Here is a 25,775-nt window from a genome sequence, read left to right on the forward strand (position 1 = left end):
CTTACATCAAGTGCTTTTTCAAGGCACTCTAATGCAAGAGTGCCTGCATGCTTTTTAGTTTTTTCAACACTACTTAGAATATGCCATGGCAATGGCATATTGTGAGTAATACTGAGCAGAACACCAAAGCGAGGCTTTAAACGCGCAATAGTGCGGCGCATCCATGTATTAGCACGGAACTGGCTCCCCGCTTTTTTCTCGGTGTAACGATCAATGTATTTACGGGCCATGCGACTTTGCAGCGATACAGGCACTTTTTCCAAGTTGCTAGCAAGGTAATTAAAGTCGTCAATATCAGTAATAGACGAAATTAAGCCCTTAGCTATGCTTGATAGGTTAAGGGCGTCAAGGTCGATCGGGATTGGGTTAGCCATTACAGTTTAAGCGCCTGCTTTATATCGCTAACCGCTTTGGCTTTTAACTTCACAATGTCTGTTGCATGTATAGCGGGAAAATTAGGTTCTTGTGTATAGCCGATTAAGTTAAACAAAGTTTGTATATCATTAACCTTGTCAGCTCTCCAAAAGCGGCCTGTTCTATGCTCTGGGTTTTTACCCATGTAATCTAAAATCAGTTGGTGCAGTAGACCGCAATCTGAAAAGTCATCACCTGTTGACCACATAACACGGTCTGCCATTACTTCTATCTGACAAAGCCAATCAACGAATGAATCCAAGGCAAAAACAATATCAGTGCCCAAGTCTTCATCATCAGGGTAATTGGTGCGTAAGTAGTGTCCCCACTGAGAATTAAACGCGGCTGTTGCAGTGCCTAATCGGTCTTGTTTTTCTGGCGATATAACCTCGTGAAAATCAGCGCCAATTACACCTGTTTTAGGGTCAAAAAATACCGCCGCAATTTCAACGATCATTGCGCTTGGGCGATTATCTAAACGAGTTAAATGCACCATTACATTGTTCATGCTGCACCGCCGTCTAATTCAAGTTCAATTAGGTCAAAATCACAGCCGCGTTGTACTGCGTCTAGGGTTTCGCTTAGGCGGTCGTAAATTGGCGCGTATTCAATGTGGTCAACTGCAATTAATTGCACTACTGGCATTAGGTCTGTAAGGCAGTTTTCACACTCCATCAGCATGGAAACCGTTGGGCGCTTGGCTAAATTTTTGATAGTAAAATTAGCTTGGTCGATAGCGTGTTCAACAATGCTTTTAAGTAATTGCTGATTTTTAGATAGATCTTGGTCTTTGATAGTGTTCATTTTTAGTATTCCTTTGGGGTTAAAACGGGATGTCGTTTAATTCGTTGGGTAGGTGTATTTGATGAAAAACTTCTACATGTTTTACATCGTGATGATCTTGAATCATGTATTCTTTATATGAATAGTTAAACCAAGCATCTGCACGCTCAGCCTCTTCTATTGTTTGTGAATTAATGCAATCAAACCGCGCTGATATTTCAGGCGCATATTTTTCAAGCACTTCGATTGCCATCTGATATGCAAGAGAAAACATGTCTCTAACTTCCGGTGACTTTTCACAAGCAACTAAACATCTAAGTGCCGCTTTTGCTTTTGGGTGTAGTTTCATTACTTCACTACTCCAAGCGCTGAGAATATTTTGCGGAACTCGTCGGGTCTATCGCCAAGGTAAGTAATGAAGCAGCCTTTTGGTGCGCCTTTTTTTACATTGCCTTTTGGGTCGTTGAAGTGTGTGCGGCCATCAATAAAGCAGCTTAAGCCTGCGTTTAATAACTTTTGGCACCATGCTTCTGAGCTATTAACAAAGGTGATGTTCATTGCTTCTTTAAAGTTACCTTGTGCATATTGGTCTAAGTAGTAGTCAATCCAATCGCCGTTGCTTGCTATATCTTCGGTAATGCAGTGGCCACGATATTTATGGTAGCTCGGGTCGTTACATATTTTTTTAACGCACTTTGGTTTGCAGGCTTTTTCACCTTTATTGAATGGGTGATTTAACCAAACGGTATTAGCTATCCAATTCCGTGTTAATGCATCGTCTTCTTTCGTTAAGTAGCACGTTGCTTTTACTGACTTGTTAGCCACTGCACAACTTGCAGGATCTAAATCAATAACGGGGAACATTTGGTGCACATACTTCAAAACTTTAGCTGGCGTGTAAAACTCAACATTGCCACTGTCTTGATTGATTAGCTGATCGGGAGTCATGGCCGTCCCTTAATGTGCTTGTGAATCAGTTTTTGACTGTTCAACTAAATGCGGAACAACATCAAACTTAGGCGGGGTTCTTTCGAAGTTTTCGCGCCCAAGTACATTTGCTTCAGTAAAAGCAGCAACAATGTCTTGTAACGCTAAAATGCCTTTGCGTACTGCATCACGCTCTTGAAAATTAAACTGATAAAAGCTCATTTCTACATGACGCTGTTTAAGCCCTGCAGCAATACACACTATTTTGCGTTGCTTAGCGGTTAAAACGGCATTAAACACATAACCTGGTGTGCGGGTTCTATCGCTCATTAATGCTTTTATTTCAGCTAGCCCTTTAGGTATGTGACGCCCCTCTACTGCTTTTAATGGTGCAGGTTGTGCGTTTTCGGTTTGTTTAACTAATGCATTTGCCATGGTTATGCTCCTAGTTTGCTTGATGTTGACCGTAAAACTCGTGAAACTTTTCAGCGCCAAGGCGCATCCATTCTTCTATGTCTTCTTCAACCCATACCACACGGCCGCTTGATGCTTTGTGCGATTTAGGAAACTGGCCGCGCTCTATTAAGCGGTAAATTGTTGAACGGTGAATACCGCACTTTTCTGCCACATCGGCTGGGCGTAAGTAGCGGTCGTTAATGGTGATAACCTCGCCGCGTAAATTGCGGCGGTAGTGATCGGCTACATTTGATTGGTTCATGCTGCATCGTCCTTGTTTGTTTTTTGATGATCGGCCAGTAAATCGTTTACCGATACTTCGCCGTTTGTTAGTTCTGAAATACGCGGTATGTATTTCGCTGGGGCTTGGCCGAATTTATTCATCCAATCCCATACAGAAGCCTGTTTTACACCTAAGGCGTTGCCTAATTTGGTTTGCCCACCATAGATTTTTACAGCTTTAGTGATGTTATTCACAGTTCAACACCTTAAATTACAGTTTGTAGCTGTATTAAAGTACAGTTAAAGGGTGGTTGTCAATACCCTTTTTAACTGTAAAATAGTGAAAAGCTGTAATTTAGCTGTAAATAAATTTTTTAATCTGTTGATTTGGATGATAAAGGACTACCTATGAGCATCGGGAAAAGAATTAAAGAAAGGCGAAAAGAACTTAAACTTACTCAAGTTCAACTATCTGAAATGATTGGTATTGCACAACAGTCACTGCAAAAAATTGAAAATGGCACTACCAAAAACCCTCGGAATATTCAGGCATTAGCCAATGCGCTAGATTGCCCGCCAGAGTTTTTACAGTTTGGAATTGGTGAAGGCAGAAATAGCAACGTTTCACCAGGCCCATCAATTAAATCCACAGCCCCACTAATTAGCTGGGTTCAAGCAGGTAGCTGGTCTGAAATAACTGAAATTAAAGCCTATGATGCAGAGCGCTTTATGTGCCCTGTTAATTGCAGTGATCTTACGTTTGTATTAAAAGTGCAAGGCATTAGCATGGAGCCAAAGTTTGATGAAGGTGATTTAATTTTTGTAGACCCTGAAGCCGAATGCATCCACGGTTCCTATGTTGTAGCCCGCCTAGACGACGACAACCAAGCCACATTTAAACAGCTTATTATTGAAGGTGGCCACAAATTCTTAAAAGCCGCCAACCCCAACTGGCCAGAGCAATTAATACCGATTAATGGCAACTGCACCTTGGTTGGTAAGGTGGTGTTTGCGGGTAAGTCGTTTTAATTAACTAAACACCAGGCACAAAAAAGCCCGCGTTTGCGGGCTGTTTGTTAATTACTTTTGGGTTTTTTAATGGGGTTATTTTCCCACTTAACCGCTAGTTTTTCAAAGTTACAATAAGCTGTTTTTTGCCCTTGTGAACGAATGATATTTATAAAAGGTTTACACCTTTCATGGACATTCACAATAGTTGAGTACATGCTGTTTTTTAGTATTCTTTCAGCGTACACACCTTCATCAACACCTACTGATAAATACTCATAAAAGTTCAATACATAACGAATATGCTGTGCTTCCTCAGCGGCTGCATGTTCATCATAAGCAAACGTTTCTATGGATTTTGTAGGATCTTTATGAACTTTGTAAATTGCGCCAATTGCATTTTTAAGCTTGTCGTCACCTTTAATTACTAAAATTGTATCCAGTGAGTTCTTCTTTTTTGCGAGTTGACGATTTGAAATTATGGCTGATATGGCAATTATCGACGCTATAGTTCCAAAGCTTGCTGTGGCTATGGCTGATAATTGCCCATTTGGTATGTTTTCTAACAAAGGATCCTTCCCTTATACAGGCTCGTAATCGTCCTTAAACGTACGGGTTGGAGTTACATATTGATTGTTCATAATCACTCTCCTAAATTGCTGATTAGTCCGTGGGACGCAATAAACTTAGCACACCCACTGTTGTAATAGTAGCATGTTGCTGCTGATACTAAAAGAAACATATAAAGACAGCAAGAACTATATGCACTGATATGACACTCTATAAGACGCCATTAAGCGCTTATAGTTCCCTTTAAAATTTATATTCTACTCATTAATACTGCTTTTTTCTCTACAAATTCTTGCTCGCTTAAAATGCCCAACTCTTTTAATTCTCCTAGTTTTTTAAGCTGCTCGTATACGTCTTCTTTGGGCTCTGCGCTTTTTTCAGTGGCTATAGGTTTTACTGCTGCGCCTCCTGAGCTTTCTTGTGCTTTTTCAATTTCTGATACTAATTTTTCATTATCTTCTTTATTAAAGCTTTTAAACTCTATTTCATTACCTGAGCTGTAAATAAATATTGTGTGTTTCATCAATGCTGATTGGCGCTCTAATGAATTTATATTTTTTAATGGTATTGATTCTATAACTTCACCCATTATCCCTTTTCGGTAGAAAACCACTCGCTCTGGTGTTACGAGTAAAACACCATTGTGTTGGGTGTCACTTCCTTTGCCCATTGCATTGCCAATATAGCCTTCGCTCCATGCAATAATTCTTTCATTTTGTTTTAGGTGTAGCTCTTTAAATTTAACTATGTGCTTTGGTTCTTTAGCCATGCCTTATCCTTATATTTTCCATAATGTTGCAATTGGCTAGATTAAGTTAGCGTTCAGCTTTTAACAAGCTGGGTATTTATACAGCTTTTTTATAAAAGAACTGTAAATTTGCTACCTGTTATTTTTACCGTAGTTTCATCTATCTTTTTTAAAGCTTTACTATTTAGGTCCATTAATTGCGCTTTAATTTTAAAAGTAGCTATTTGGTTTTTTTTATCAATATCTACAACGATCAATTGTGCGTAGGTTGCATGGTTTGATGAGCGAATAAATGTTTGCTCATTCAACTCAGCAAAGACAGCAAAGTTAGTATTATTTTTTGATTCAGAAAAAAGTTTAGTCCCTGTTTTAATATCTTTTTTTCTGATCGCAAATGAGTAGTGGTTTTGTGGGTTTTCTCCAAATGAAACAACAACTGATTTGTCTATCCCTTGAATGAAATTAAATGCGGTTACTTCTGTATATTTGTGTGTTTCTACGCCTGAGCAACCGAATAAAAGTACTACTAACCCTGTTGCTACAATCCATGTTTTTGTATTCATCCTGATAACCTTGCTTTCCCTGATTAACTTAATATAGTAAAAATAAGCGTTAATTCAATGTTTTTAACTTCATAGATAATCATAAATATCTAAAAACCGCCAATCCCAATAAACGGTAATTGTACGCTAGTTTGTAAAGTGGTTTTTTTGCAGGAAAATCGATTTAGTTTTACTATATTACAGACACAAAAAAGCCCGCGTTGCGCGGGCTTTATTAGCTGCCTAGACTTCTGTGAGCTGGGATGGGAATTCCTCTTAAAGGCGTGTCTTCTAAAATAGATTCAATTATCTTTTTCGAAGATTGTGCAACAAAATTTAAGAAAAACCATTCATTATCTTGGCCGATTGTTTCTTCTAAAATATCATCGCCATAGAGACAAAATACGGCAGTAAATTTTAACTTTAAACTAAATATTTTCACATCCGTATCTTGTTCAAACCCTTCAAGTACTGAGTTTACTTCTATCTGTATATCTCTTTTAAGATTCTCTTTATCCGATTCGTCTTCTATAACAATAACATCGTTATCAATCTCGTTTGAGTAATTGTAATACCCTTTTCCTTCATGATCAGAAAACATATCAAAATCAACAGTTCTTAAATTATGACCCTTATACAATAAATTTTTTAAATCCATTACTAATGCTCTTCATAAGTGTGGTTAATAAAAGCAGAATTGGTGTTCATATTCCAAGCTTTAGTAAAATCGAACGCCGTATCGAAATCTCTTTTTATAGAGCTATTTTTCAAATTTTTATGAATAACATGAACTTGTTGAATCTCTCCAATTCCTCTCTCTAAAAGCTCACAAATATATTCGTTAAGTGATTTGCCATTTTCTCTGGCTTTTAAGAAAACTTTTTTATGAAGTTCATTTCCGATTCTAATATTGAAGGTTCCTGACATAGTTTTATCAGGTTGTTTGCCTAATAATTCACAAGTTTCCAAATAATCATCTACAGATGACTCAAACTCTTTACGAAGCTCCTCAACATTTGTTGCTTCATAAGTAACTAGATCATTTATGCATTCAATTTTGCCATAAACCACACCTTCTTCTAGGCAAACTTCAACAGAACCTAAAAAGCCTTTGTACTTTAGACATTTACTCATTATCTATTAACTCCATTTCAACTAACTTAGTAGTGACTTGTTCAATTATATACCTCTTTAAAATATTACCTGGATGAGGCTCATGTATAATTATTATTGTTTTTGTTTCATTATGAACAAACTTCCTTTTAGAGCCACTCCCCTTAAGTAATTCGAATCCTAAATTGCCAAGCAGGGAATTCATTTCACTCCATGTGAAATCTTTTGGCTTGGATAAAAGCCTATTTCTTAATTTTTCTTGTTTCCCCATTGACTATAGCCTTAAAAATTTGGACTGCAACTATAATTTAGTTGCAGTCGCTTGTACAGTTTAAAATTCACTAATTTTAGTTGTTATTATTTACTAAATATTTTTCAACGATCAGTACGCAAATGAATAATTATCGAAAATTATAGTATCTTACGTAATAACCACTTTGTCTAATTTAAACGTTCTAATCCTTATATACTCTTCAATAAGAATTTCTCCCACACCTCAATGCTTTGGCGTTTTTCTTTCATGTAGTCGTATCTATCATAATGCACACTTGATACATCAAACTTGTTGTGTTGCTGAAGTATGTCGCGGTTTATTTTATCTATACCCGCTTTGCCCATAAGAGTTTTACACGTTCTACGTAGATCGCGAGGATTAAAGTTTGGCACTTTGTTTTTTTCACACCAACGTAATATTGCCATTCTTAATGTTGATACATGTGCGGTTGCTGTTGGGTTGTCGCGATGCGGGAACATTTGCCCTGCTTTACCGCTTTGCTGCATTAACTCTTGGATTACAGGTATTGTGGTTTCGCATAATGGCACTATGTGATCGCCCCGTTGTTGTACTTTGATACGATTTGCGGGGATAGTGAAAGTTTTATTTTCTAAATCAAAGTCACTTACGTAAGAGCCATAAACCTCGTTTACCCGTTGGCCACCAAGTAACAATGCCAATTTTATGTATTGGTGGGTGTAATAAGGTAGGTCGTCTGCATTCCATACTTTTTTTAGTTCGGCTTCATTTAACCAGCGTTCACCTTTATTTTTTGGCGTTTCAAAATTAATATCTCTGATGAAGTTTGTTTTAATATCGTATAGGTTTGGCTTTTTGTATTGCTCTGGTGAGTTATCAAAATCTATAGCAAATTTTAATATGCTCATTAGTACGCTGCGAACCAGTCGCGCTTGTTCTTTAGCGCCACGGTTATAAACACGGTAAATAATGTCGCGGGCCATATCTATGGTGAACTCGTCGGGCATTAATTCGGGTTTTATAAACGGGGTAATGTTTCTTTTAATGAGCTTTTCAGTTCGGTCTATTGTTGACTCTGCCCAGCGTGTGCTTATGAATACATTAAAGTCAGCAAGCATTTGTAACATGGTACGTTTTGCTAATGATCCAAACTCCGCTTTTTGAGTTTCTAACTGGTGTTCTTGCGGGTCGATATTGTCACTTAATAAGACTGCTATTTTAGCATGTTTACTACGCGCTTTTTTAAGATCGACGGTTGGGTAATTACCAAGGCCTATTACTTTACGCTTGCCATTTATGTGATACTGAACCCGAAACGTTTTAGCACCAGATTCGCTAACTCTAATTTGTAAGCGCCCTTCCCCATAGTTACCTGACTCGGTTAATACATAGCGTTTTTCTTTGGCCTTAAGCGCCTTAATTGATTTGTCTGTAAAGTTCATATATTGCCATTTGAAACTGTGACCACCACATGGGTCACAGTTTTGGTCACAGATTAGTATGCGATAACAATAACAGAACGAGACAATATGAAAAGCTTTAGACTATTAAAAGCGAGGTTTTGCAGTAGGTTGCGACAAGCTAATACTGGATGAAATCTAAAAAACCGACATGCCAAGTAATTCACACATAAAATAAATAAACCTTTAAAAAGCTAAACATAGAATATCGTTCTATTTTTAATAAGCGTACACTGAAAATCATAAGTATATTTACTTAATTAAACTTATATTACTACTAGATTAATTGATTTTTTAACGCTTATATTTTTTATGATAAGCCAAAATAAACGATTACAGCCAAACTGTTCGTATAACATACAACGGATTGTAATAATCGTACCGATAACTACACTTTAATCTAAGTAATGTACTTGAAACTTAGCGTTACTAGCGCTACTCTAAACAAGGTGGTCTGACCTCTATTAAGGAATTAGCAATGACACTCATATTTACACTCGGTTTAATCGCACTGCTCAGCATTGCGCTTTACCACAGAGCGAGTTGGAACACAGCACTTGGTGTTTCTGCCGCAACATTATTAATTGGTACCTTTGCTGGTGCTTTTGGTTTAATTAGCTGGGTGATCTTTTTAATCATCGCAGTGCCTCTTTCTGTTACTGGCATTCGTCAGCAATATATTATCAAGCCTATTTTCAAGGTCTTCAAAAAAGTTACACCGAGCATGTCTGACACCGAAAAGTCAGCTATTGATGCCGGTACAACTTGGTGGGAAGCTGATTTATTTTGTGGTAACCCAGATTGGAAAAAGCTTCACCAGTATCCAGTTCCAAAGCTTACTATTGAAGAGCAGGCATTTATCGACGGCCCTGTTGAAGTTGTATGTAGTATGCTGGACGATTGGGAAGCTACGCATGAGCTAACGGATTTACCTCAGGATGTATGGCAATATCTGAAAGATAACAAATTCTTTGCCATGATCATTAAAAAGGAATACGGCGGCTTAGAATTCTCTGCATTTGCACAATCGTGTGTACTGCAAAAACTAACCAGTAAATCAACATTGCTTTCGTCAATTGTTGGTGTACCTAACTCGTTAGGCCCAGGTGAGCTATTACAGCACTATGGTACTGAAGATCAAAAAAATCATTACTTACCGCGTTTAGCAAGCGGTCAAGAAATTCCATGTTTTGCACTTACCTCGCCAGAGGCGGGTTCTGATGCAAGCTCAATTCCAGACTACGGTGTAGTGTGTAAAGGGCAATGGAATGGCAAAGAAGTAGTTGGTGTAAGCCTTACATGGAACAAACGTTACATAACACTTGCGCCTGTAGCTACGGTACTTGGTCTAGCATTTAAGTTACAAGATCCTGATGGATTATTAAGCGACGTTAAAGAGCCAGGTATTACCTGTGCACTTATCCCAACAGATACCCCTGGGGTAGAAATTGGTCGTCGTCACTTCCCGCTTAATGTGCCATTCCAAAACGGCCCTACTCGCGGTAAAGATATTTTCGTTCCACTTGATTACATTATTGGCGGCCCAGAAATGGCTGGTCAAGGCTGGCGTATGCTAGTTGAATGTTTATCGGTTGGTCGTGCTATTACGTTGCCGTCAAATTCAGCCGGTGGCATTAAAATGATTGCAGTAGCAACCGGTGCTTATAGCCGTATTCGTCGTCAATTCCGCTTACCAATTGGTAAAATGGAAGGGGTTGAAGAGTCAATGGCGAAGCTTGCCGGTTATGCTTACAGCTCAGACGCTGCAGTAAGCATGTCTACAGGCGCAGTTGATTTAGGCGAAAAACCATCTGTGATTTCGGCTATTATTAAATACCACCTTACCGAGCAAATGCGCGATTCAACCATTCATGCAATGGACGTGCTAGGCGGTAAAGGGATCATGCTTGGGCCAAGTAACTATTTGGGTCGTGGCTATCAAGGTGCACCTATTGCCATTACCGTTGAAGGTGCAAACATCTTGACCCGTAATATGATTATTTATGGTCAAGGTGCAATTCGTTGTCATCCATTTGTACTTACCGAGCTAGGTGCGTGTGAAATTGAAGACCGCGAAGAAGCGCTTAACGTATTTGATAAAGCGCTAATGGGCCACATTGGCTTTACCATGTCTAACCTAGTGCGCACTAAGTGGCTTGCACTTACTGGCGCTCGCTTTACTAGCGTGCCGTACAAAGACGAAACGGCAGAGTTTTATCGTATAGCTTCACGCTTTAGTGCATCGCTTGCACTTATGTCTGATATTAGTATGGCAGTATTTGGTGGTTCACTTAAACGTAAAGAACGTATTTCAGCACGCTTAGGTGACTTATTAAGCTACCTTTACTTAGTGTCTGCAACGCTTAAACGTTATAACGACGAAGGCCGTAAAAAAGAAGATTTTGCACTGGTTCAGTGGAGCTGTCAGGATCACCTTTACCACTGTCAACGTGCGCTTGCTGATTTAATCAACAATATGCCATCTGCACCACTTCGTGGCGTATTAAAAGTATTGTTATTCCCGTTTGGTCGCCCGGTTCGTAAACCTACCGACAAACTTGAGCATAAACTAGCGCAATTACTACAAGTGCCTAGCGAAACGCGTAATCGTTTAGCAAGTTATGTATACCTTACAAACGAGCCGCTTAACCTTGTAGGTCGTCAAGAGCAAACGCTTAAAGACGTGCTAGAGGTAGAGCCTTTATTTGAACGCGTATGTAAAGAGAAAGGCGTTAAATTGCCATTCTTCCAACTTGATAAAGTGGCGCAAATGGGCTTAGAAGCCGGCATTTTAAGCCAAGCTGAAGCTGATAAGTTAGCAGCTGTTGAACAAGCTCGCTTAGACGTTATTAACGTTGACGACTTTGACCCTGCAGATTTACTTGCCGGCAAAGCAGCGCGTAATAGCAAAGCTAAATCTAAAAAGGCAGATGCCGCTTAACTAATTTAGTAAAGCTAGCAGCAACCCTGTTGAAATTAGCCAAACCAGCGCATAATGCGCTGGTTTTTTTTGTGCAAGGTAAACCTGTAATACACACCACATATTTCCAATGACAAATAATACAATATGAGTGTAACCAAAAATAACGCTATAACTTATTGTGGCTAATAAAAACAGCAATATGCTAGGTAAAAAATGGCTAATATAAAAGGCGCGTTCTTGCTCGCATGTTTTAAAAAATAATCGATACTGCTCATACACCCTACCGCAATCAAATTGCAATGAACTACTAAAGAGTACAATAAAAGCCATGGCTAATATCACAAGTATAGGTACTAAATCAGCACGTTCGTTTATTAGCGCAGCTGTTGCCATGAATACACATAAAAGTAACGACACGCGCCAAACAAGTGTCCAACAATGGTTTAATAAATAACAAAACCAAAAGCCCAATAATGAACTTACTGCAATACGCCCTTTAACATTAACCACGGGGACAAAAAGGCTCAGCGCAAACAATAAAGCAAAGCCCATATGATAAGTGAGCGGCTGCATATGAATAGGAACCAGCACTAATATCGTGCTAAACAAAAAGCCATATACCAGTGCGCTGGTTTTGTATAAACACAAAACGCCCAAGATAAACTGCAGCAACATAAATACAATAAAATGCGGTACTTTAACCCATTGTGTTAGCGTTAAATCTAGCGCAATTAATACACTGGCTATAAGCCATGCATTACTGAGCGTTAATAGTTTAATATCGACTAAATTTAACCAAACTGATCGTGCAATAGTTTGCTGAAATAACCGCTGCTTACTATTTTTAATTGCTGACTTCATTGCGCTGAGCATCACACTTTGTAGTAACAAATAAAATAAAGCCATTTGTGCACCGTATTGGGGTGCTGCGCTGCTGTCTATAATTTTTCCAAGGCCTAAAAAAAGTAGCAATATCAAACCCAACACTGACGAGCCTAACACCACTAAAAATAACAACCCAAAGCTTTTTAGTTGTAACAATAATTGCGTGAGTTCAGTTTTGTAAGCCTGATAACGATAATCCATAAAAGAGCGATATTGCCCGATTGATTGTTTTAAATTTGCAATCATAACGGTATACACTCAAAGCCACGCTCAATAAATGGCGCTGGTTCATGGCAGGTGATGACTATTTGCCCATTTGGCTTATCTATTAGATATTCATCAAGCAGTACTAATAAATACTGAATACTGGCTTGATCAAGTGCTGCGCTGGGTTCGTCTAGAAGTAAATAAGGTGCATCACGCATAAGCGCTAAAATTAACTGGCATTTCTTTTGATTACCTGACGACAGCGCATCAAAACGAGTATTTAAAAATTCATTGAAATTAAACCCATCTATTATTGTCGTTGGCCAATCACAACCCAGCGTATTCACGGACAAGTTAATAATTTGCTTTGCCGTAAGAAAGTCAGGTAAAGCAATACAGTCTGATGCTATAGCAACTTGTTTATGCGGTTCGGTTAATGCTTTTTTAGAAAATAAAATCTGCCCACTTTGGCGCGTTTCGAGCTCTGCCAACATCATCAACAGCGTTGTTTTACCTTGGCCATTAGGCGCTTCAATGCATATTTTAGGTGCACAAAACTGCACACTATAACCACTGTACAATACGTTTTCAGCAAACTGTTTATGTAACCCAATGACTTCTATCATAAATACTCCCTGATTTTGAAAGTGAATTATAACTGGTTTTCTATTTTCGTGGGCTACATGGTTTGTAACACTTTATTGCAGTTCGAATAGGCTAATTACTTGCGTTTAAAAAACCTTCGGTTAACACTAAAAGTCCATAATTATAATCCAAGGAATGTATCTATGAAAAAAGCCCTCAAATTTGCCTGTATTACCTGTGCAGTATCAATTGCATTAACAGGTTGCAGTCAATCTAATAATTCAGCCTCTACCCCTGTGGCAACTGAGCAAACACGACAAGTAAAAACCTATAACGCTAAAACCTTTTTTGATACAACATCTATCATGGGCAGTAGCTTTTCCCCGACTGGCGATAAAGTTCTAGTTAGTAGCGATGAAAGCGGTATTTACAGCTTGTATGAAGTTGACGTAAAAACAGGTAGCAAAACGCGCCTAACCAATTTTGAAGACAGCACCTACCCTATTCGCTATTTCCCAAATGATGAGCGTGTACTATTTACCAAGGACTCAGGCGGTAATGAGCGCTACCATGTTTATGTGCGTGAAGTTGATGGTTCAATCAAAGATTTAACCCCAGGGGAAGAAACCCGCGCGAGTTTTGCAGGCTTTACTAAAGATGGCAGTCAGTTTTTTATTACCAGTAATCAACGCGATGCCAAGTTTATGGACTTGTATCGCGTAGATAGCAAAACCTATAAAGTCACGCCCGTTTATCAAAACACACAAGGACTAGATGTGGGCGCAATTAGCCCCGATGGACGCTACATTGCGCTGTCTAAAAATAATACCAATAAAGACAGCGATACGTTTATTCTTGATACCTATAAGAAAACCCTCAAGCCGCAATTAATTTCAAAACACGATACACCAGCACAATATACGCCTGAGACCTTCTCTATAGACAGCAAATATTTATACTACTCAACAGACGCTAAAGGAGAGTTTTCAGAGGTGTGGCAATATGAGCTCGCCACAGGCAAGCACAGTCCAGCATTAAAAGGTGATTGGGACGTTAGCTTTATTGATTTTTCTAAATCTGGGCGATACCAAGTAAGCGGTGTAAATGCTGATGCCAGCACAAAGGTCACAGTAAAAGACACGCAAACAGGGGATGAAATTGCCATGCCTAAATTACCTGCGGGAAATCTACGTGGTGTGAATTTCTCAAGCGATGAGAAAACCATGGCGTTTTATTTAAATTCAGATACCTCACCAAGCAACTTATTTGTTTGGCAAGTTGGCAGTAATGAAGCCAAGCAACTTACCAACACATTAAGTGAAGATATAGATCAAAACGACTTAGTAGAGAGCACCATTGTGCACTTTAAAAGTTTTGATGGTTTAGAAATACCGGGCGTATTATACAAACCAAAACAAGCCAGCAGCACCAATAAAGTACCTGCACTTATTTGGGTGCATGGCGGCCCAGGTGGGCAAAGCCGAACTGGTTATAGCGCAATGCAGCAACATTTAGTTAATCATGGCTATGCTATTTTTGCCGTCAATAACCGCGGTAGCTCAGGCTATGGTAAAACATTTTTCCATTTAGACGATAAAAAACATGGCACCGATGATCTACAAGATATTATCTACGGTAAAAAACACTTACAAAGCCTAGATTGGGTCGATGCAGATAAAATCGGCATCATGGGTGGTAGCTACGGCGGTTTTATGACCGCAGCCGCGCTTGCCTTTAAACCGGAAGAGTTCAAAGTAGGTATCAATATTTTTGGTGTGACTAACTGGGTACGCACACTGAACTCAATTCCACCATGGTGGGAAAGCTTTAAAAAGGCGCTTTACGATGAAATGGGCGATCCTGCCACCGATGGTGAACGTCACCGTGCTATTTCACCGCTGTTTCATGCCGATAACATCACTAAGCCTTTAATGGTAATACAAGGTGCTAATGATCCACGCGTATTACAAGTTGAAAGCGATGAGTTGGTTGCTGCGGTTAAAGCTAATGGTGTGCCAGTAGAATATGTATTATTTGATGATGAAGGACACGGTTTTAGCAAAAAAGAAAACCGTATCAGCGCCTCAAACGCCTACCTCAACTTTTTAGATACTTACTTAAAAGAGTTATTTGGCCCACAAGGATAATTGCAAGCCAATTTATATTAAAGCCTGCTGCGTTTTCATGTACGCAGGCTTTTTATTACTTTTTTATTGCTTGGTTAATCTGGGTTCCAGTAAAGCGAACGCCAAACCAAATACAGCAGCCAAAATACCTAAAAACTCAAACCAACTATTGCCTGCATGTGGTATTGTTCGCGAGAGTTCATCTACGTTATAAAGTCGTTTACCTCCCTCGACTTCTTCAACAAATGATTCACCGATGTATTCATTCATTAACTTAAAACTGGGTACCCTTCTGGCCAGCATTTCACGAGTTTTTTCCTCTCTTTTCTCTCGGTTTGAATCAATAATATAATTGCTCCAATGAGTATATATATTTAGAGGTTCATCATTTTTGATCACACCCAGTGATTTATATTCGTAAAAGCGTTCATTGAACAGATAATTTTTATGTCCTGCATAAAATAATGCACAGCCAAAAGAAATCAGAAACATAGCGAGGTATATAATTTTACGCTGTGCGACTGAGCTCTTTACTGCTTTACTTTTAAACCACAGCTCTAAATCGGGTATTTGCATGAGTCTTGTTTTGTCATGGCTGTAGGTAAGGGGCTTCATAAACTCATCAATTGAAAGGTCTAATGCTATCAATAAAGCTCTAAATATTTCATTCGAGGGAATTGATTTATCGTTTTCAAGTTTTGATATATATACCTACTTGCTGGGCAAATTCAGGTTGGCTCAATTTTTTATTATTTCTTAGCTGCTTTAATTGCTGACCTAATGTACTCATCTTAATGCTTCCTTTTTTAAAGTGAGATTAGATTCTTGGTAATTCATGCAGAGATAAGAAGCTGAATATTGAAGAATAGACAAGAATATTAGCAGGTTAGTATATAAGAGTCGAGCTGATAGCTGATAGCTGATAGCTGATAGCTGATAGCTGATAGCTGATAGCTGATAAAAATGATGTTTGGATTTATTAATAAGTAAATTATTTATTGCTTGTTATTGAGGAAATAACAAGTGGCGGAGTGGACGGGACTCGAACCCGCGACCCCCGGCGTGACAGGCCGGTATTCTAACCAACTGAACTACCACTCCAGCATACAAATTTTGTAATATAACAGTGTTTAAATAGTTGGCGGAGTGGACGGGACTCGAACCCGCGACCCCCGGCGTGACAGGCCGGTATTCTAACCAACTGAACTACCACTCCGCATTTTCGTTGCTGTCTGAGTCTCCCCTGACAGCGGCGTGAATAATACGAACCAGCCCCTACTTCGTCAAGGGCTTTTTTGTTTTTTTACAGGTTTTTTAGTCATCTGACATCGAAAGGTTTAAAATTTCACCTGTTTTGTCATTTTTTGAGCCATTTTCTGCATCAGTTGTTTTTTGCTGATCTGATTTTTTTGCCTCGGTTGCTTTCTTTTTCTTTAAAAAAGCAAAATTCAATTTAAGTTTTATCGGTTTATTCTGCACAAAAACACGAATACATAACCAACCAATAAATAATATGGCCAAATTCCCACCAATAATTAAACTAACCATTAATCCCGTGGCCATTACTTTTGGTTTTATAACAGGCTCTGGAATATTTTCTTCCTTAATGAGGCTCGCTTTTGGAATTTCAGGAATAACTTCTATCGGTCTTTCTATTTCAAATAAATAGGTTGGCAACGTAGCCATAAACTCTCTGTCATTTACTGTTGAGCCAAACACAGAAATTTCAATGTTGTAACGTCCCCATCCGTAATCTTGTAAAGCCAGTTCTCTTACTGCGGTGTTATTAGTGTCTAAGTAAAATACTTGCTCTTCATTATTGGGATAATAAATTTTCCCTTGCATGATCACGGTTTCAGGCTTTAATAACTTTTCATCAATATTTATAGTAATACGGTGATCGTCCCCCTCATCGGTTGCTTCAACTGAGGTAAAACTAAAAGGCGGCTCATGCACAACTATAGTGTCTTGAACAACTCGTCGCTCAAGGACATCGGTGGTAATATAAAGTTCTGGCCGCCACTCGCCTGGAGTGAAATTTAAGGTAAACTCACCCGTAAACACACCGTCTTTTGCACTTTCATCAAATCCGTAGCCATCGTCTTTAAATTCAGTAACTTGCTGTATGCCCGCTCCAAAATTTTCAAAATTTTCATTATTGGTACTCACAAAACTCACATTGAGCGATACCGCATCTTTGAAAAGATTAGCGCGAATGGGCTCGCCATCATTTAAAATCTCACCGGTTACCTTTACAGTTTCACCCTGAAAAAGAATCTTAGGGAGTGGATCAACCTTAAGTGATAGCTCACCAATTACAACAATACGGCTCTGTGGCATTATTTGGCCAATAACTTGCCATGGCCCAGGCATAGGGTTGCGAATAACCACTAGGTCGTAATTTAATTCGTCGTACCAATCTAGGCTGGTGTTTCTTACCGCATTGGTTGCAAAGTATTTAGTGCCATCGGGTCTAACTAAAATAACGGCAGGCGAGCCAGGACGTCTAAAAAATATTAATTTTATTTCATCAATTTTGTCATCTATACGAAAACGGTTATCCAGTAACGGTATTTCATTTTGTTTTCCGCTGCCTTTTAACTCTTCAACTTGTTTAACGCTGTGTGCATCGGGAATGAAGCACGCAGCGATTAAAAACAGTGAAACTACTAATAGCGTTTTCATAATAGTGCCTTATTCAGCGCGCCATAAACAATGGCCGCCCTCCTTTTGTACAATGTCTAAACGTGATTGATGTGCGCTTTGCTCTGCTTCGTTTGCTGCTACAACAACCAATGGGGCTCTATCGCTGTTTAAGCGCCTAATGCCGCCCTTTTGATCTTCACTTGAGTCATCTTTATTTTGATTAAGATTTAGCTTTACTTGTCCCCCGGTCATTGCCAGGTAAACATCGGCTAAAATCTCAGAATCCAGTAAGGCGCCGTGTAACGTCCGCTTAGTGTTATCAACATCGTAGCGACGGCAAAGCGCATCTAGGTTGTTCTTTTGTCCTGGATGCAAGTCACGCGCCATTTTAAGGGTATCAAGCACGCCACAAAAATCATGGGTGTTTTGATAACCTTGATTTAATAACGCAAATTCATTATCCATATGACCAATATCGAACGGCGCGTTATGAATAACGAGTTCTGCGTCTTTAATATAGTCAAAAAACTCTTGGGCAATGTCTCTAAAAAGCGGTTTGTCACGTAAAAATTCGTTGGTAATACCGTGAACGTCGATTGCTTCTTCTTCAATGCTGCGTTGTGGATTTATGTAAACGTGAAAATTATTGCCGGTTAACCGACGATTCATTAGCTCCACACAGCCTATCTCAATAATACGATGCCCTTGTTTAGGGTCGATGCCGGTGGTTTCTGTATCTAAAACTATTTGTCTGCGTGCCATATCGAATTAAGCCTGACTCTGGTATCTTTCTATAATCACTTTATTGTACATAATATCAAGGTAAAACAGTGCAAAAAACCGTAGAGATTTACACCGATGGTTCGTGTTTAGGTAATCCAGGCCCCGGTGGTTATGGTATTTTTATGATTTATGAAGCCCATGAAAAAAAATTAAGCCAAGGTTACAAACTCACAACAAACAACCGCATGGAAATGCTAGCTGCCATTGTTGCGCTAGAATCACTTAATCGTTCATGCCCTGTTACCCTGACTACCGATAGCCAATACGTAAAACAAGGCATTGAGTCGTGGATCACCAATTGGAAAAAACGCGGTTGGCAAACCTCTGCTAAAAAGCCGGTTAAAAATGTCGACTTATGGAAACGTCTCGATAAAGCCTGCGCCGAGCACGACGTTACCTGGAAATGGGTAAAAGGTCACAGTGGCCATAAATATAATGAAATTGTTGACGACCTTGCACGTGATGCGGCCAGCGGCAACAACTTAATTGATGATGAAGGTTACCAACCGTAACCCTCAATATCGCACTATTTTTTATTTTGCTGATAATGTTGCTTTGAGGTCTGCCTAAGCCCTACCCCTTTTATTGGCGCAAATTGTGGCCGTGCATGCCACTTAGGTTTTATTGGCGTAAGTGGCGCAACACGCTTTCGTGCCACCAGCAAATATACACTGCCCATAGGTTTTAAATATTGCTTGGTAAAGCTGCGCCAAAACGCAAACCGCGACAACCGGTTACCGCGTGCCAACGATGAATAAATAAAGCGCTCATCGGCCACAATTTCAAACCCAAGCAAATTAAGCCAGTCTTTTACCCGTGCAGGGGTAAAAAAGCGCCCTGTCCACGGTAATTTTTGACCACTAAATGGCAGTAATTGCGCTAACCCACAAAAGCTAAAAGGATTAAAACCGGTAATGGCAATATAACCGCCGGGAATAAGCGTACGATGAGCCTCACGTAATATATGATGCGGATCTGAGTGATACTCTAAACAATGGCTCATAATGCACGCATCTATACTGTGCTCATAAAAAGGCAGTTCGTCTATGTCAGCCACCACTCCGGTATAAGGGCCTGGCTCTGCAACGCATACTTGATGCTTAATGGAACTTTTGCTGGTATCTAACTCGCCACTTAAATTACCCAATTTAAGCATATGATAGCCAAACATACGTGGTAACCACGGCGACAATTTGCGTTCTATATCACAACGTAAATAATCACCATGCGGAAACTGTTGCCATGACAACGGTTTGGGGCCTTCTTGAAAACTAAGGGCTGGTTTCATTATATAAGCTCGTTATAATATTAATTAAATACCACTTTATAGAGCAACGATACATGGTGCAAGTCAAAGCAATTAAAGCCTTTTCTGATAACTACATTTGGTGCTTAACCACCGAGCATAATAATCAAGCGTGGGTGGTTGACCCTGGCCAATCTGCGCCGGTCACTGAGCATTTAGCACAGTATAATTTAACCCTAGGCGGTATTTTAATAACGCATCATCATTATGATCACACTGATGGCGTTGCCCAATTAGTAAAACAGTATCCAAACATTGAGGTTTACGGTCCCAGTAACAGTCCATTTAAAGGAATAACAGAGCCTTTAAATGAAGACCAAACGATTACCGTTTTAGGCACCTCATTTAATATTATCACCACGCCTGGCCACACACTCGATCATATTTGTTATGTTAATGATGCACTTGCCTTTACTGGCGACACATTATTTAGCGGTGGTTGTGGGCGCTTATTTGAAGGCACTCCAGAACAAATGTGGCATTCATTTAATAAACTTAGTGCACTACCAAGTGATTGCAAAGTGTATTGCACTCATGAATACACCCAGACGAATTTGGCGTTTGCAAAAGCGGTTGAGCCACGAAACCCCGAGTTACTAGCTTACAGCCAGCAAGTGGATGAATTGCGTAATAAAGATGAAATAACGTTGCCAAGTACCATAGGCCAAGAGCTAAAAATTAACCCTTTTATGCGTAGCAATTTGCCAAACATTATAGAATTAATACCAAAAGAATATTGTTTAGTTACAAAAAACAATGAACCTTGGGAAAACTTTGCTAGTCTGAGAAAGTTCAAAGATCATTTTTAATTTGGGCCTGTTGACCTTTCAAGGTTAAACATGCGCTAGCAACAACAATAAAAAACGATTAGTTAATAAACAACAAGTTAACATTTTCTAATCATATTTGTTTGGAACTTTTAACGGTCATAAGTGGCAATGTTGACTCATTATGGGTAGTATTCGCCGAGTTTTTTACCCTATGTATTGGTATTTATGAATAAATCTCCTCTTTTATTGGTCTTAGCGATGACGCTAAGCGGTTGTCAAACTCTGACAACGTTAAACACAGATTCACAAAATCAGGCACTAGAGCAGCTTGAAGGCGCAAGCCCAAACGATATTAGCACGGCGCTGATGATGAACGCGCAATATCAACAAGTGAACGATATCGAAGAGGAAGCCCCTGTGTTTGACGATGTTTGGGAGCGTATTCGTTACCAATTATCTATCGATATTCCCCAAAATCGCCCAGTAGTCGCTGAACGTAACTATTATGCGCGCCATCAGGCTTACCTAGATCGTATTTCTAAACGTGCTGAGCCGTATTTACACTTTATTGTTGAAGAAATTGAAAAGCGTGAAATGCCAATCGAAATTGCACTTTTACCTATAGTAGAAAGTGCTTTTGACCCTTATGGCTACTCGCATCGCACCGCATCGGGTATTTGGCAATTTATGCCAGCAACCGGCGAGCGTTTTGATTTAAAACAAAACTGGTGGTATGACGGCCGTCGCGACATTGTGCAATCAACTCGCGCAGCGCTTGATTATCTCTCATACTTACACAAAACCCTTGAGGGTGACTGGCTGAACGCAATTGCAGCTTATAACTCAGGTGAAGGCCGCTTACTGCGTGCGATTAAAAAGAATCGTAAAAAGCATTTACCTACCGATTTTTGGTCACTTGATTTACCTCGTGAAACCACTGCCTACGTGCCTAAATTATTAGCATTAGCCGATTTATTAAAGCGCGCTGATGATTTTAATGTGTCATGGAAGCCTATCATTAACGCGCAAGTGGTTGAAGTGGTCAATATTGAGTCACAGATTGATTTAGCGCTGGCAGCCGATATGGCTGACATGACCCTTACCGAGCTATACAGACTAAACCCTGGATTTAACCGCTGGGCAACAGACCCTGATGGCCCACACTTTTTATTAATACCCACGGATAAAGTAGAGCAATTTACAGAAAAATTGGCTGCAACTGACATTAAAAATCGTCTTCGCTGGCAACAATACAAAGTTAAAAAAGGTGATAGCCTGTCGGTAATTGCCAGTAAATTTACCACTAGCACCAATGCAATAAAGTCATTAAATAAGCTTAATTCAAACGTAATTCGTGTTGGCCAACAAATTTTAGTGCCGCTAACAGATGGTAAAATTAACAGTGAACATTTACCTCAGCAAGTACGCGCGGCCGCTAATAAAAGTTTGCGTACTAAGCTCTCACACACGGTAAAAAGTGGCGACACATTGTGGGACATAAGCCGCGAATACGATGTCACTATGGGTGAATTAGCTAAGTGGAATAAGTTGAAGAAAAATGCAGTACTGCGTTTAAATCAAAAATTGGTTGTTTATAAATCAGCAAATCAGCCTAAAGAGTCAGCGAATAACACCAATCGCACTATTACTTATAAAGTGCGTCGGGGTGATTCATTAGCGCGTATAGCCTCTAAGTTTAATTTAACCGTGAGCGATATAATTAAATGGAATGACTTGGCTGGGCAAAAATACTTACAGCCAGGCCAAAAGCTTAAATTAAAAGTAGATGTAAGAAGTAGCTGATCCTTATTGTAATAAACTGTTAAATAAAAAAGAGCGCATGCGCTCTTTTTTTGTGCCTGCTAAAAACCTTAGCTTACAATGCCCAAAGGCTGTGCGGTTTGCCATGCCCCGCGAGTAAAATCGGGAATATCTATTGAGCGGCTACGCTCACTCACAGACTGGGCTGATAACGGCGAAATAACCGACCATGCCGCCCCATCATAAACGTCTTGATCTAGCGGTTCACCATTTCTTAAGCAGTAAATCATCCGCCAAAACATTAAAAAGTCCATGCCACCGTGACCACCATTGCGCTGCGCCTCTTCACCCATTTTTGTCCACAAGGGATGGTCGTACTGCTCATACCATGCGCTCATATCATAATCCCACTCATGAAAACTTTTTGAGCCACCAGTTTCAAGGGCAATACGATTAGGGAAACCTGCAAACACGCCATTCGTGCCTTGTATTAAGTTATGTCGTGAGTACGGCCGAGGGGTTGTCGTATCGTGCTGCACCATAATACTGCGCCCTTTGAGAGTTTTAATCAGCGTCGTGTTCATGTCACCGGCAATATAATTGAGCTGGTTACGGGGGTGTTCGGCAGCAAACTCACGTTGCGCATAGGCGCTTCGGCCAAGTGAAGGTGAGCTCATTGAGGTTAAAAAATCGAACCGATCGCCACGATTTATATTCATGTATTGCGATACCGGCCCTAATCCATGCGTAGGATATAAATTACCGTCACGTCTTGCATGCCACTGCGTTCGCCATGAGCCTGTTTTGTGCTCAAGCTCTTTCATTTGCCAGCGCAGTTCATGAATATACGCCGCTTCGCCATGTAACAGCTCCCCAAATACACCTTGGCGTACCATGTTTAATACCATTAACTCGTCGCGGCCGTAGTTAACATTTTCCATCATCATGCAGTTTTTTTGCGTACGCTCTGCGGTATCGACAATTTGCCACATTTCATCAACAGTCAGTGCCAGAGGCACTTCAACAAAAGCATGTTTTGCGCTGTTCATGGTATCGATAGCCATTGGCGCATGCCATGCCCATGGTGTTGAAATAATCACAATATCAATATCTTGTCGTTCGAGCATTTGTTGATAAGCGCGCTCACTGCCACTATACAATGCAGGCTTTGCCACTCCCGTATCAACTAAATAATTAGCGGCACGTTCTAAAACCTCTGTATGAGTATCGCAAATAGCCACTATTTGAGTGCCTTCAATATGGCTCATACGCTTTACATGGCCAAACCCGCGCTGACCCACACCAATAAACCCTACTCTCACCACATCCATTTTAGGTGCGACCAAACCGATAACGGAGCGCCCTTGTTGCATAGGCGCGCTAGTATGAACACTGCCACTAGATGCACAGCCACTAACCACACCAGCAGCGGCAGCTACACTGGCTGCCTTTAAAAAATCCCGACGATTAAATTGCTTCATTACTTATCCCTTTTGTTATTATTTTTAACTTACCTAATGGCGGTTAATGGGTAAAGGGCCAAAGAGGTAAGCTGCATAAAAATAGGTTTAAAAGGGATAAAAATTCGCATTGTGTTATTGTTTGGGGTTATAGTCGAAAAAAATATTATTTCCTAACTTATTATGTCTTATATAAAAACCATCACATTTTTTTTAGTTATTGTACTAACGGGTTGCTCAGAGTCTGCAACCCACACTTCCTCGCTCGAAAACAGTCCGGGCGTTAGTTTAAATAATATAAAACAGCATATTAAAACCCTTGCCTCTGATGACTTTGAAGGTCGCGGTCCATTAACATTGGGTGAAGTAAAAACCGTTGGCTATTTGAGTGAACAATACAAAGCCATAGGGTTAACTGGTGCCTATAACGGTGATTTTTTACATCCGGTTAAAATGGCTATGATCACCGCAGATCAAAACATGCAATTGACCATGGGTGATTTAAGCTTTAAAGCGGGTAAAGACTTTACTGCTCGTACTAAACAATTACAGCCTGTTATTGATGTTCGCAATTCTGATGTGGTCTTTGTCGGTTATGGTATAAATGCCCCTGAATATAACTGGAACGACTACGCCAATATTGATGTAACTGGTAAAACCGTTATTGTGCTGGTAAACGATCCGGGCTTTGCCACTCAAGACGATACGTTATTTACTGGTAATGCCATGACTTATTATGGTCGTTGGACTTATAAATATGAAGAAGCCGCGCGCCAAGGCGCTAAAGCGGTATTTATTGTTCACGAAACAGCTCCTGCCGCATACCCTTGGGGGGTAGTTGAAAGCTCAAATACAGGCACTAAATACAGTCTAATGGATAACAACCTCAATGCATCTGAATTGCCCGTTATGGGCTGGCTAACACTCGATGCCACCGAGCAAATATTTGCATCAGCACACTTAAATTACCAACAATTAAAACAACAAGCACTTAGTGAGCAATTTCAAGCTAAAGCGTTGAATTTAAAAGCAACCCTTGCATTTAAAAACGAAGTGTCACATGCAAAATCACATAATGTGGTCGCAAAAATCACAGGCAGTGAAAGCCCAGATGAATACATCGTTATTAGTGCCCATTGGGATCACTTTGGCACTAAACAAACCGACAGCGGTCCTAAAATTTATAATGGCGCCGTTGATAACGCATCAGGCACCGCGGCCACCCTTGAGATTGCTCGAATAATGCAAAAAATGCATCAGCAAACACCGTTTAAACGCTCGATTATTTTTGCCAACTTCACCGCCGAAGAAACCGGTTTAATTGGTTCAGCGCAGTTTGCCTCTGGTGACGTGATCCCAACAAAGAATATGGTTGCCCTACTAAATATTGATGGGATGAACGTACTCGATAGCACCGACTATATTTTACAGTACGGTAAAGACCTCTCGACTATGGAACACTATTTAGCTAAAGCCGCAAACGCGCAAGGACGTCAAGTTAAACTGGATCCTCGTGCGCAAAATGGCTTATTTTTTAGATCGGATCATTTTTCACTCGCCAAACAAGGTGTGCCAAGCTTACTGTTTATGAGCCTAGGTGATACCGATCCTGACTACATCACTCATAAATACCATAAAGAAGCTGACGATTACTCAGCAGATTGGTCATTAGGTGGGGTAAAAAAAGATGTAGAACTGATTGTTGATATAGCCTCACAACTGGCGAATAACGGTGATTGGCCAAAATGGACAAGCGAGTCTGACTTTAAAGCCAAACGCACCGCTGACAAACAATAAATACAATTAAACATTACTACTTAAAATCCT

General features: G+C 39.9%; 29 protein-coding genes, 2 tRNA genes and 1 pseudogene. 7 read left to right on the forward strand and 25 right to left on the reverse strand.

Translation table 11 applies throughout. The features are described from left to right. The 8 genes and pseudogenes from L641_RS22475 to L641_RS0118685 all read right to left on the reverse strand — a co-directional run. Positions 1-374, reverse strand: a pseudogene (locus L641_RS22475) (replication endonuclease); the annotation flags it as partial. Continuing rightward, positions 374-922, reverse strand: a complete 549-nt coding sequence (locus L641_RS0118655) for a 3'-5' exoribonuclease (RefSeq protein ID WP_024602004.1) — start codon at positions 920-922, stop codon at positions 374-376. The pseudogene L641_RS22475 and the gene L641_RS0118655, both read right to left, overlap by 1 nt. Then, a complete protein-coding gene (locus tag L641_RS0118660; RefSeq protein WP_024602762.1) occupies positions 919-1,218 on the reverse strand; it encodes a hypothetical protein in 300 nt (99 codons plus the stop codon). The genes L641_RS0118655 and L641_RS0118660 overlap by 4 nt, the downstream gene beginning before the upstream one ends. A 19-nt stretch (positions 1,219-1,237) precedes the next feature. Continuing rightward, a complete protein-coding gene (locus L641_RS0118665; RefSeq protein WP_024602763.1) occupies positions 1,238-1,546 on the reverse strand; it encodes a hypothetical protein in 309 nt (102 codons plus the stop codon). Then, on the reverse strand, positions 1,546-2,145 hold the full coding sequence (locus tag L641_RS0118670; RefSeq protein ID WP_024602764.1) for a DNA N-6-adenine-methyltransferase: 600 nt from the start codon (positions 2,143-2,145) through the stop codon (positions 1,546-1,548). The genes L641_RS0118665 and L641_RS0118670 overlap by 1 nt, the downstream gene beginning before the upstream one ends. Positions 2,146-2,154: 9 nt before the next feature. Continuing rightward, positions 2,155-2,559 (reverse strand): hypothetical protein, encoded by a 405-nt coding sequence (locus L641_RS0118675; protein WP_024602765.1) that lies wholly within the window; start codon positions 2,557-2,559, stop codon positions 2,155-2,157. Between the two features lie 10 nt (positions 2,560-2,569). Next, on the reverse strand, positions 2,570-2,842 hold the full coding sequence (locus tag L641_RS0118680; RefSeq protein ID WP_024602766.1) for an AlpA family phage regulatory protein: 273 nt from the start codon (positions 2,840-2,842) through the stop codon (positions 2,570-2,572). Continuing rightward, complete coding sequence (locus L641_RS0118685) at positions 2,839-3,057, reverse strand: YdaS family helix-turn-helix protein (protein ID WP_008111714.1); 219 nt, start codon at positions 3,055-3,057, stop codon at positions 2,839-2,841. Before L641_RS0118685 ends, L641_RS0118680 begins: the two co-directional genes overlap by 4 nt. 153 nt (positions 3,058-3,210) lie before the next feature. On the opposite strand from L641_RS0118685, the gene L641_RS0118690 reads away from it, so the two are divergent. After that, positions 3,211-3,831 carry a LexA family transcriptional regulator gene (locus L641_RS0118690; RefSeq protein WP_029750466.1) on the forward strand — a complete coding sequence of 207 codons (621 nt, stop codon included), beginning with the start codon at positions 3,211-3,213 and terminating at the stop codon, positions 3,829-3,831. A 47-nt stretch (positions 3,832-3,878) separates the two neighbouring features. On the opposite strand, the gene L641_RS0118695 is transcribed toward L641_RS0118690, so the two are convergent. The 7 genes from L641_RS0118695 to L641_RS0118725 all read right to left on the reverse strand — a co-directional run bounded on the left by L641_RS0118695 (position 3,879) and on the right by L641_RS0118725 (position 8,478). Then, positions 3,879-4,379 carry a DUF4760 domain-containing protein gene (locus L641_RS0118695; protein WP_024602767.1) on the reverse strand — a complete coding sequence of 167 codons (501 nt, stop codon included), beginning with the start codon at positions 4,377-4,379 and terminating at the stop codon, positions 3,879-3,881. Between the two features lie 251 nt (positions 4,380-4,630). Continuing rightward, the gene (locus tag L641_RS0118700) at positions 4,631-5,149 is read right to left on the reverse strand and encodes a PH domain-containing protein (protein WP_024602768.1); all 519 of its coding nucleotides are present in this window, start codon (positions 5,147-5,149) and stop codon (positions 4,631-4,633) included. Positions 5,150-5,238: 89 nt separating this feature from the next. Further along, on the reverse strand, positions 5,239-5,691 hold the full coding sequence (locus L641_RS0118705; RefSeq protein ID WP_024602769.1) for a hypothetical protein: 453 nt from the start codon (positions 5,689-5,691) through the stop codon (positions 5,239-5,241). A 214-nt stretch (positions 5,692-5,905) separates the two neighbouring features. Continuing rightward, positions 5,906-6,328 (reverse strand): hypothetical protein, encoded by a 423-nt coding sequence (locus L641_RS0118710; RefSeq protein WP_024602770.1) that lies wholly within the window; start codon positions 6,326-6,328, stop codon positions 5,906-5,908. 2 nt (positions 6,329-6,330) lie between these two features. Continuing rightward, complete coding sequence (locus L641_RS0118715; protein WP_024602771.1) at positions 6,331-6,804, reverse strand: type II toxin-antitoxin system HicB family antitoxin; 474 nt, start codon at positions 6,802-6,804, stop codon at positions 6,331-6,333. Then, the gene (locus L641_RS0118720; RefSeq protein WP_024602772.1) at positions 6,797-7,054 is read right to left on the reverse strand and encodes a type II toxin-antitoxin system HicA family toxin; all 258 of its coding nucleotides are present in this window, start codon (positions 7,052-7,054) and stop codon (positions 6,797-6,799) included. The genes L641_RS0118715 and L641_RS0118720 overlap by 8 nt, the downstream gene beginning before the upstream one ends. 191 nt (positions 7,055-7,245) lie before the next feature. Further along, positions 7,246-8,478 carry a site-specific integrase gene (locus tag L641_RS0118725; protein ID WP_024602773.1) on the reverse strand — a complete coding sequence of 411 codons (1,233 nt, stop codon included), beginning with the start codon at positions 8,476-8,478 and terminating at the stop codon, positions 7,246-7,248. Positions 8,479-8,974: 496 nt separating this feature from the next. On the opposite strand from L641_RS0118725, the gene fadE reads away from it, so the two are divergent. After that, a complete protein-coding gene (gene fadE / locus L641_RS0118730; protein WP_024602774.1) occupies positions 8,975-11,437 on the forward strand; it encodes an acyl-CoA dehydrogenase FadE in 2,463 nt (820 codons plus the stop codon). On the opposite strand, the gene L641_RS0118735 is transcribed toward fadE, so the two are convergent. Together L641_RS0118735 and L641_RS0118740 are read right to left on the reverse strand one after the other, a co-directional pair. After that, entirely contained in the window at positions 11,438-12,550 is a 1,113-nt protein-coding gene (locus tag L641_RS0118735; RefSeq protein ID WP_024602775.1) for a DUF6136 family protein, read from the reverse strand. It abuts the gene before it with no gap. Then, on the reverse strand, positions 12,547-13,137 hold the full coding sequence (locus L641_RS0118740) for an ATP-binding cassette domain-containing protein (protein ID WP_013464562.1): 591 nt from the start codon (positions 13,135-13,137) through the stop codon (positions 12,547-12,549). Before L641_RS0118740 ends, L641_RS0118735 begins: the two co-directional genes overlap by 4 nt. A 162-nt stretch (positions 13,138-13,299) precedes the next feature. Here L641_RS0118740 and L641_RS0118745 point away from each other — a divergent pair, with 162 nt between their 5' ends. Continuing rightward, complete coding sequence (locus tag L641_RS0118745; protein WP_024602776.1) at positions 13,300-15,243, forward strand: S9 family peptidase; 1,944 nt, start codon at positions 13,300-13,302, stop codon at positions 15,241-15,243. Positions 15,244-15,306: 63 nt separating this feature from the next. Here the strand turns inward: L641_RS0118745 and L641_RS0118750 are convergent, their stop codons facing one another. The 6 genes from L641_RS0118750 to dnaQ form a co-directional block, all read right to left on the reverse strand. Continuing rightward, positions 15,307-15,870 carry a transcriptional regulator gene (locus L641_RS0118750; protein ID WP_249362451.1) on the reverse strand — a complete coding sequence of 188 codons (564 nt, stop codon included), beginning with the start codon at positions 15,868-15,870 and terminating at the stop codon, positions 15,307-15,309. Positions 15,871-15,913: 43 nt separating this feature from the next. Beyond that, positions 15,914-16,012, reverse strand: a complete 99-nt coding sequence (locus tag L641_RS23425) for a helix-turn-helix domain-containing protein (RefSeq protein WP_016899469.1) — start codon at positions 16,010-16,012, stop codon at positions 15,914-15,916. Between the two features lie 234 nt (positions 16,013-16,246). Next, positions 16,247-16,323, reverse strand: a tRNA-Asp gene (locus L641_RS0118760). Between the two features lie 38 nt (positions 16,324-16,361). Further along, a tRNA-Asp gene (locus L641_RS0118765) sits at positions 16,362-16,438 on the reverse strand. A gap of 98 nt (positions 16,439-16,536) precedes the next feature. Then, positions 16,537-17,907, reverse strand: a complete 1,371-nt coding sequence (locus tag L641_RS0118770; RefSeq protein ID WP_024602777.1) for a TIGR03503 family protein — start codon at positions 17,905-17,907, stop codon at positions 16,537-16,539. A gap of 9 nt (positions 17,908-17,916) precedes the next feature. Then, the gene (gene dnaQ, locus L641_RS0118775) at positions 17,917-18,630 is read right to left on the reverse strand and encodes a DNA polymerase III subunit epsilon (RefSeq protein ID WP_024602778.1); all 714 of its coding nucleotides are present in this window, start codon (positions 18,628-18,630) and stop codon (positions 17,917-17,919) included. Positions 18,631-18,698: 68 nt separating this feature from the next. Here dnaQ and rnhA point away from each other — a divergent pair, with 68 nt between their 5' ends. Next, positions 18,699-19,163, forward strand: coding sequence for a ribonuclease HI (rnhA, locus tag L641_RS0118780; RefSeq protein WP_013464557.1), 465 nt, complete (start codon positions 18,699-18,701; stop codon positions 19,161-19,163). Between the two features lie 14 nt (positions 19,164-19,177). Here the strand turns inward: rnhA and L641_RS0118785 are convergent, their stop codons facing one another. Next, on the reverse strand, positions 19,178-19,939 hold the full coding sequence (locus tag L641_RS0118785) for a class I SAM-dependent methyltransferase (protein ID WP_008465729.1): 762 nt from the start codon (positions 19,937-19,939) through the stop codon (positions 19,178-19,180). A gap of 53 nt (positions 19,940-19,992) precedes the next feature. Here L641_RS0118785 and gloB point away from each other — a divergent pair, with 53 nt between their 5' ends. Continuing rightward, positions 19,993-20,766, forward strand: coding sequence for a hydroxyacylglutathione hydrolase (gene gloB, locus L641_RS0118790; RefSeq protein ID WP_024602779.1), 774 nt, complete (start codon positions 19,993-19,995; stop codon positions 20,764-20,766). A gap of 186 nt (positions 20,767-20,952) precedes the next feature. Then, entirely contained in the window at positions 20,953-22,530 is a 1,578-nt protein-coding gene (locus L641_RS0118795) for a LysM peptidoglycan-binding domain-containing protein (RefSeq protein ID WP_024602780.1), read from the forward strand. 68 nt (positions 22,531-22,598) lie between these two features. On the opposite strand, the gene L641_RS0118800 is transcribed toward L641_RS0118795, so the two are convergent. Then, positions 22,599-23,969, reverse strand: coding sequence for a Gfo/Idh/MocA family oxidoreductase (locus tag L641_RS0118800; RefSeq protein ID WP_024602781.1), 1,371 nt, complete (start codon positions 23,967-23,969; stop codon positions 22,599-22,601). A 162-nt stretch (positions 23,970-24,131) separates the two neighbouring features. Between L641_RS0118800 and L641_RS0118805 the strand changes: the two genes are divergently transcribed. Then, entirely contained in the window at positions 24,132-25,745 is a 1,614-nt protein-coding gene (locus L641_RS0118805) for a M28 family metallopeptidase (protein WP_024602782.1), read from the forward strand. Positions 25,746-25,775: the final 30 nt, after the last annotated feature.

It is taken from the genome of Pseudoalteromonas sp. TB41, from assembly GCF_000497975.1.
GTDB lineage: Bacteria > Pseudomonadota > Gammaproteobacteria > Enterobacterales > Alteromonadaceae > Pseudoalteromonas > Pseudoalteromonas tetraodonis.

Bases quoted from the DNA above. Each gene is read 5' to 3' on its own strand.
- L641_RS0118655 (WP_024602004.1), bottom strand. From the start codon at position 922: ATGAACAATGTAATGGTGCATTTAACTCGTTTAGATAATCGCCCAAGC.
- L641_RS0118660 (WP_024602762.1), bottom strand. From the start codon at position 1,218: ATGAACACTATCAAAGACCAAGATCTATCTAAAAATCAGCAATTACTT.
- L641_RS0118665 (WP_024602763.1), bottom strand. From the start codon at position 1,546: ATGAAACTACACCCAAAAGCAAAAGCGGCACTTAGATGTTTAGTTGCT.
- L641_RS0118670 (WP_024602764.1), bottom strand. From the start codon at position 2,145: ATGACTCCCGATCAGCTAATCAATCAAGACAGTGGCAATGTTGAGTTT.
- L641_RS0118675 (WP_024602765.1), bottom strand. From the start codon at position 2,559: ATGGCAAATGCATTAGTTAAACAAACCGAAAACGCACAACCTGCACCA.
- L641_RS0118680 (WP_024602766.1), bottom strand. From the start codon at position 2,842: ATGAACCAATCAAATGTAGCCGATCACTACCGCCGCAATTTACGCGGC.
- L641_RS0118690 (WP_029750466.1), top strand. From the start codon at position 3,211: ATGAGCATCGGGAAAAGAATTAAAGAAAGGCGAAAAGAACTTAAACTT.
- L641_RS0118700 (WP_024602768.1), bottom strand. From the start codon at position 5,149: ATGGCTAAAGAACCAAAGCACATAGTTAAATTTAAAGAGCTACACCTA.
- L641_RS0118705 (WP_024602769.1), bottom strand. From the start codon at position 5,691: ATGAATACAAAAACATGGATTGTAGCAACAGGGTTAGTAGTACTTTTA.
- L641_RS0118710 (WP_024602770.1), bottom strand. From the start codon at position 6,328: ATGGATTTAAAAAATTTATTGTATAAGGGTCATAATTTAAGAACTGTT.
- L641_RS0118715 (WP_024602771.1), bottom strand. From the start codon at position 6,804: ATGAGTAAATGTCTAAAGTACAAAGGCTTTTTAGGTTCTGTTGAAGTT.
- L641_RS0118720 (WP_024602772.1), bottom strand. From the start codon at position 7,054: ATGGGGAAACAAGAAAAATTAAGAAATAGGCTTTTATCCAAGCCAAAA.
- L641_RS0118725 (WP_024602773.1), bottom strand. From the start codon at position 8,478: ATGAACTTTACAGACAAATCAATTAAGGCGCTTAAGGCCAAAGAAAAA.
- fadE (WP_024602774.1), top strand. From the start codon at position 8,975: ATGACACTCATATTTACACTCGGTTTAATCGCACTGCTCAGCATTGCG.
- L641_RS0118735 (WP_024602775.1), bottom strand. From the start codon at position 12,550: ATGATTGCAAATTTAAAACAATCAATCGGGCAATATCGCTCTTTTATG.
- L641_RS0118740 (WP_013464562.1), bottom strand. From the start codon at position 13,137: ATGATAGAAGTCATTGGGTTACATAAACAGTTTGCTGAAAACGTATTG.
- L641_RS0118745 (WP_024602776.1), top strand. From the start codon at position 13,300: ATGAAAAAAGCCCTCAAATTTGCCTGTATTACCTGTGCAGTATCAATT.
- L641_RS23425 (WP_016899469.1), bottom strand. From the start codon at position 16,012: ATGAGTACATTAGGTCAGCAATTAAAGCAGCTAAGAAATAATAAAAAA.
- L641_RS0118770 (WP_024602777.1), bottom strand. From the start codon at position 17,907: ATGAAAACGCTATTAGTAGTTTCACTGTTTTTAATCGCTGCGTGCTTC.
- dnaQ (WP_024602778.1), bottom strand. From the start codon at position 18,630: ATGGCACGCAGACAAATAGTTTTAGATACAGAAACCACCGGCATCGAC.
- L641_RS0118785 (WP_008465729.1), bottom strand. From the start codon at position 19,939: ATGAAACCAGCCCTTAGTTTTCAAGAAGGCCCCAAACCGTTGTCATGG.
- gloB (WP_024602779.1), top strand. From the start codon at position 19,993: ATGGTGCAAGTCAAAGCAATTAAAGCCTTTTCTGATAACTACATTTGG.
- L641_RS0118795 (WP_024602780.1), top strand. From the start codon at position 20,953: ATGAATAAATCTCCTCTTTTATTGGTCTTAGCGATGACGCTAAGCGGT.
- L641_RS0118800 (WP_024602781.1), bottom strand. From the start codon at position 23,969: ATGAAGCAATTTAATCGTCGGGATTTTTTAAAGGCAGCCAGTGTAGCT.
- L641_RS0118805 (WP_024602782.1), top strand. From the start codon at position 24,132: ATGTCTTATATAAAAACCATCACATTTTTTTTAGTTATTGTACTAACG.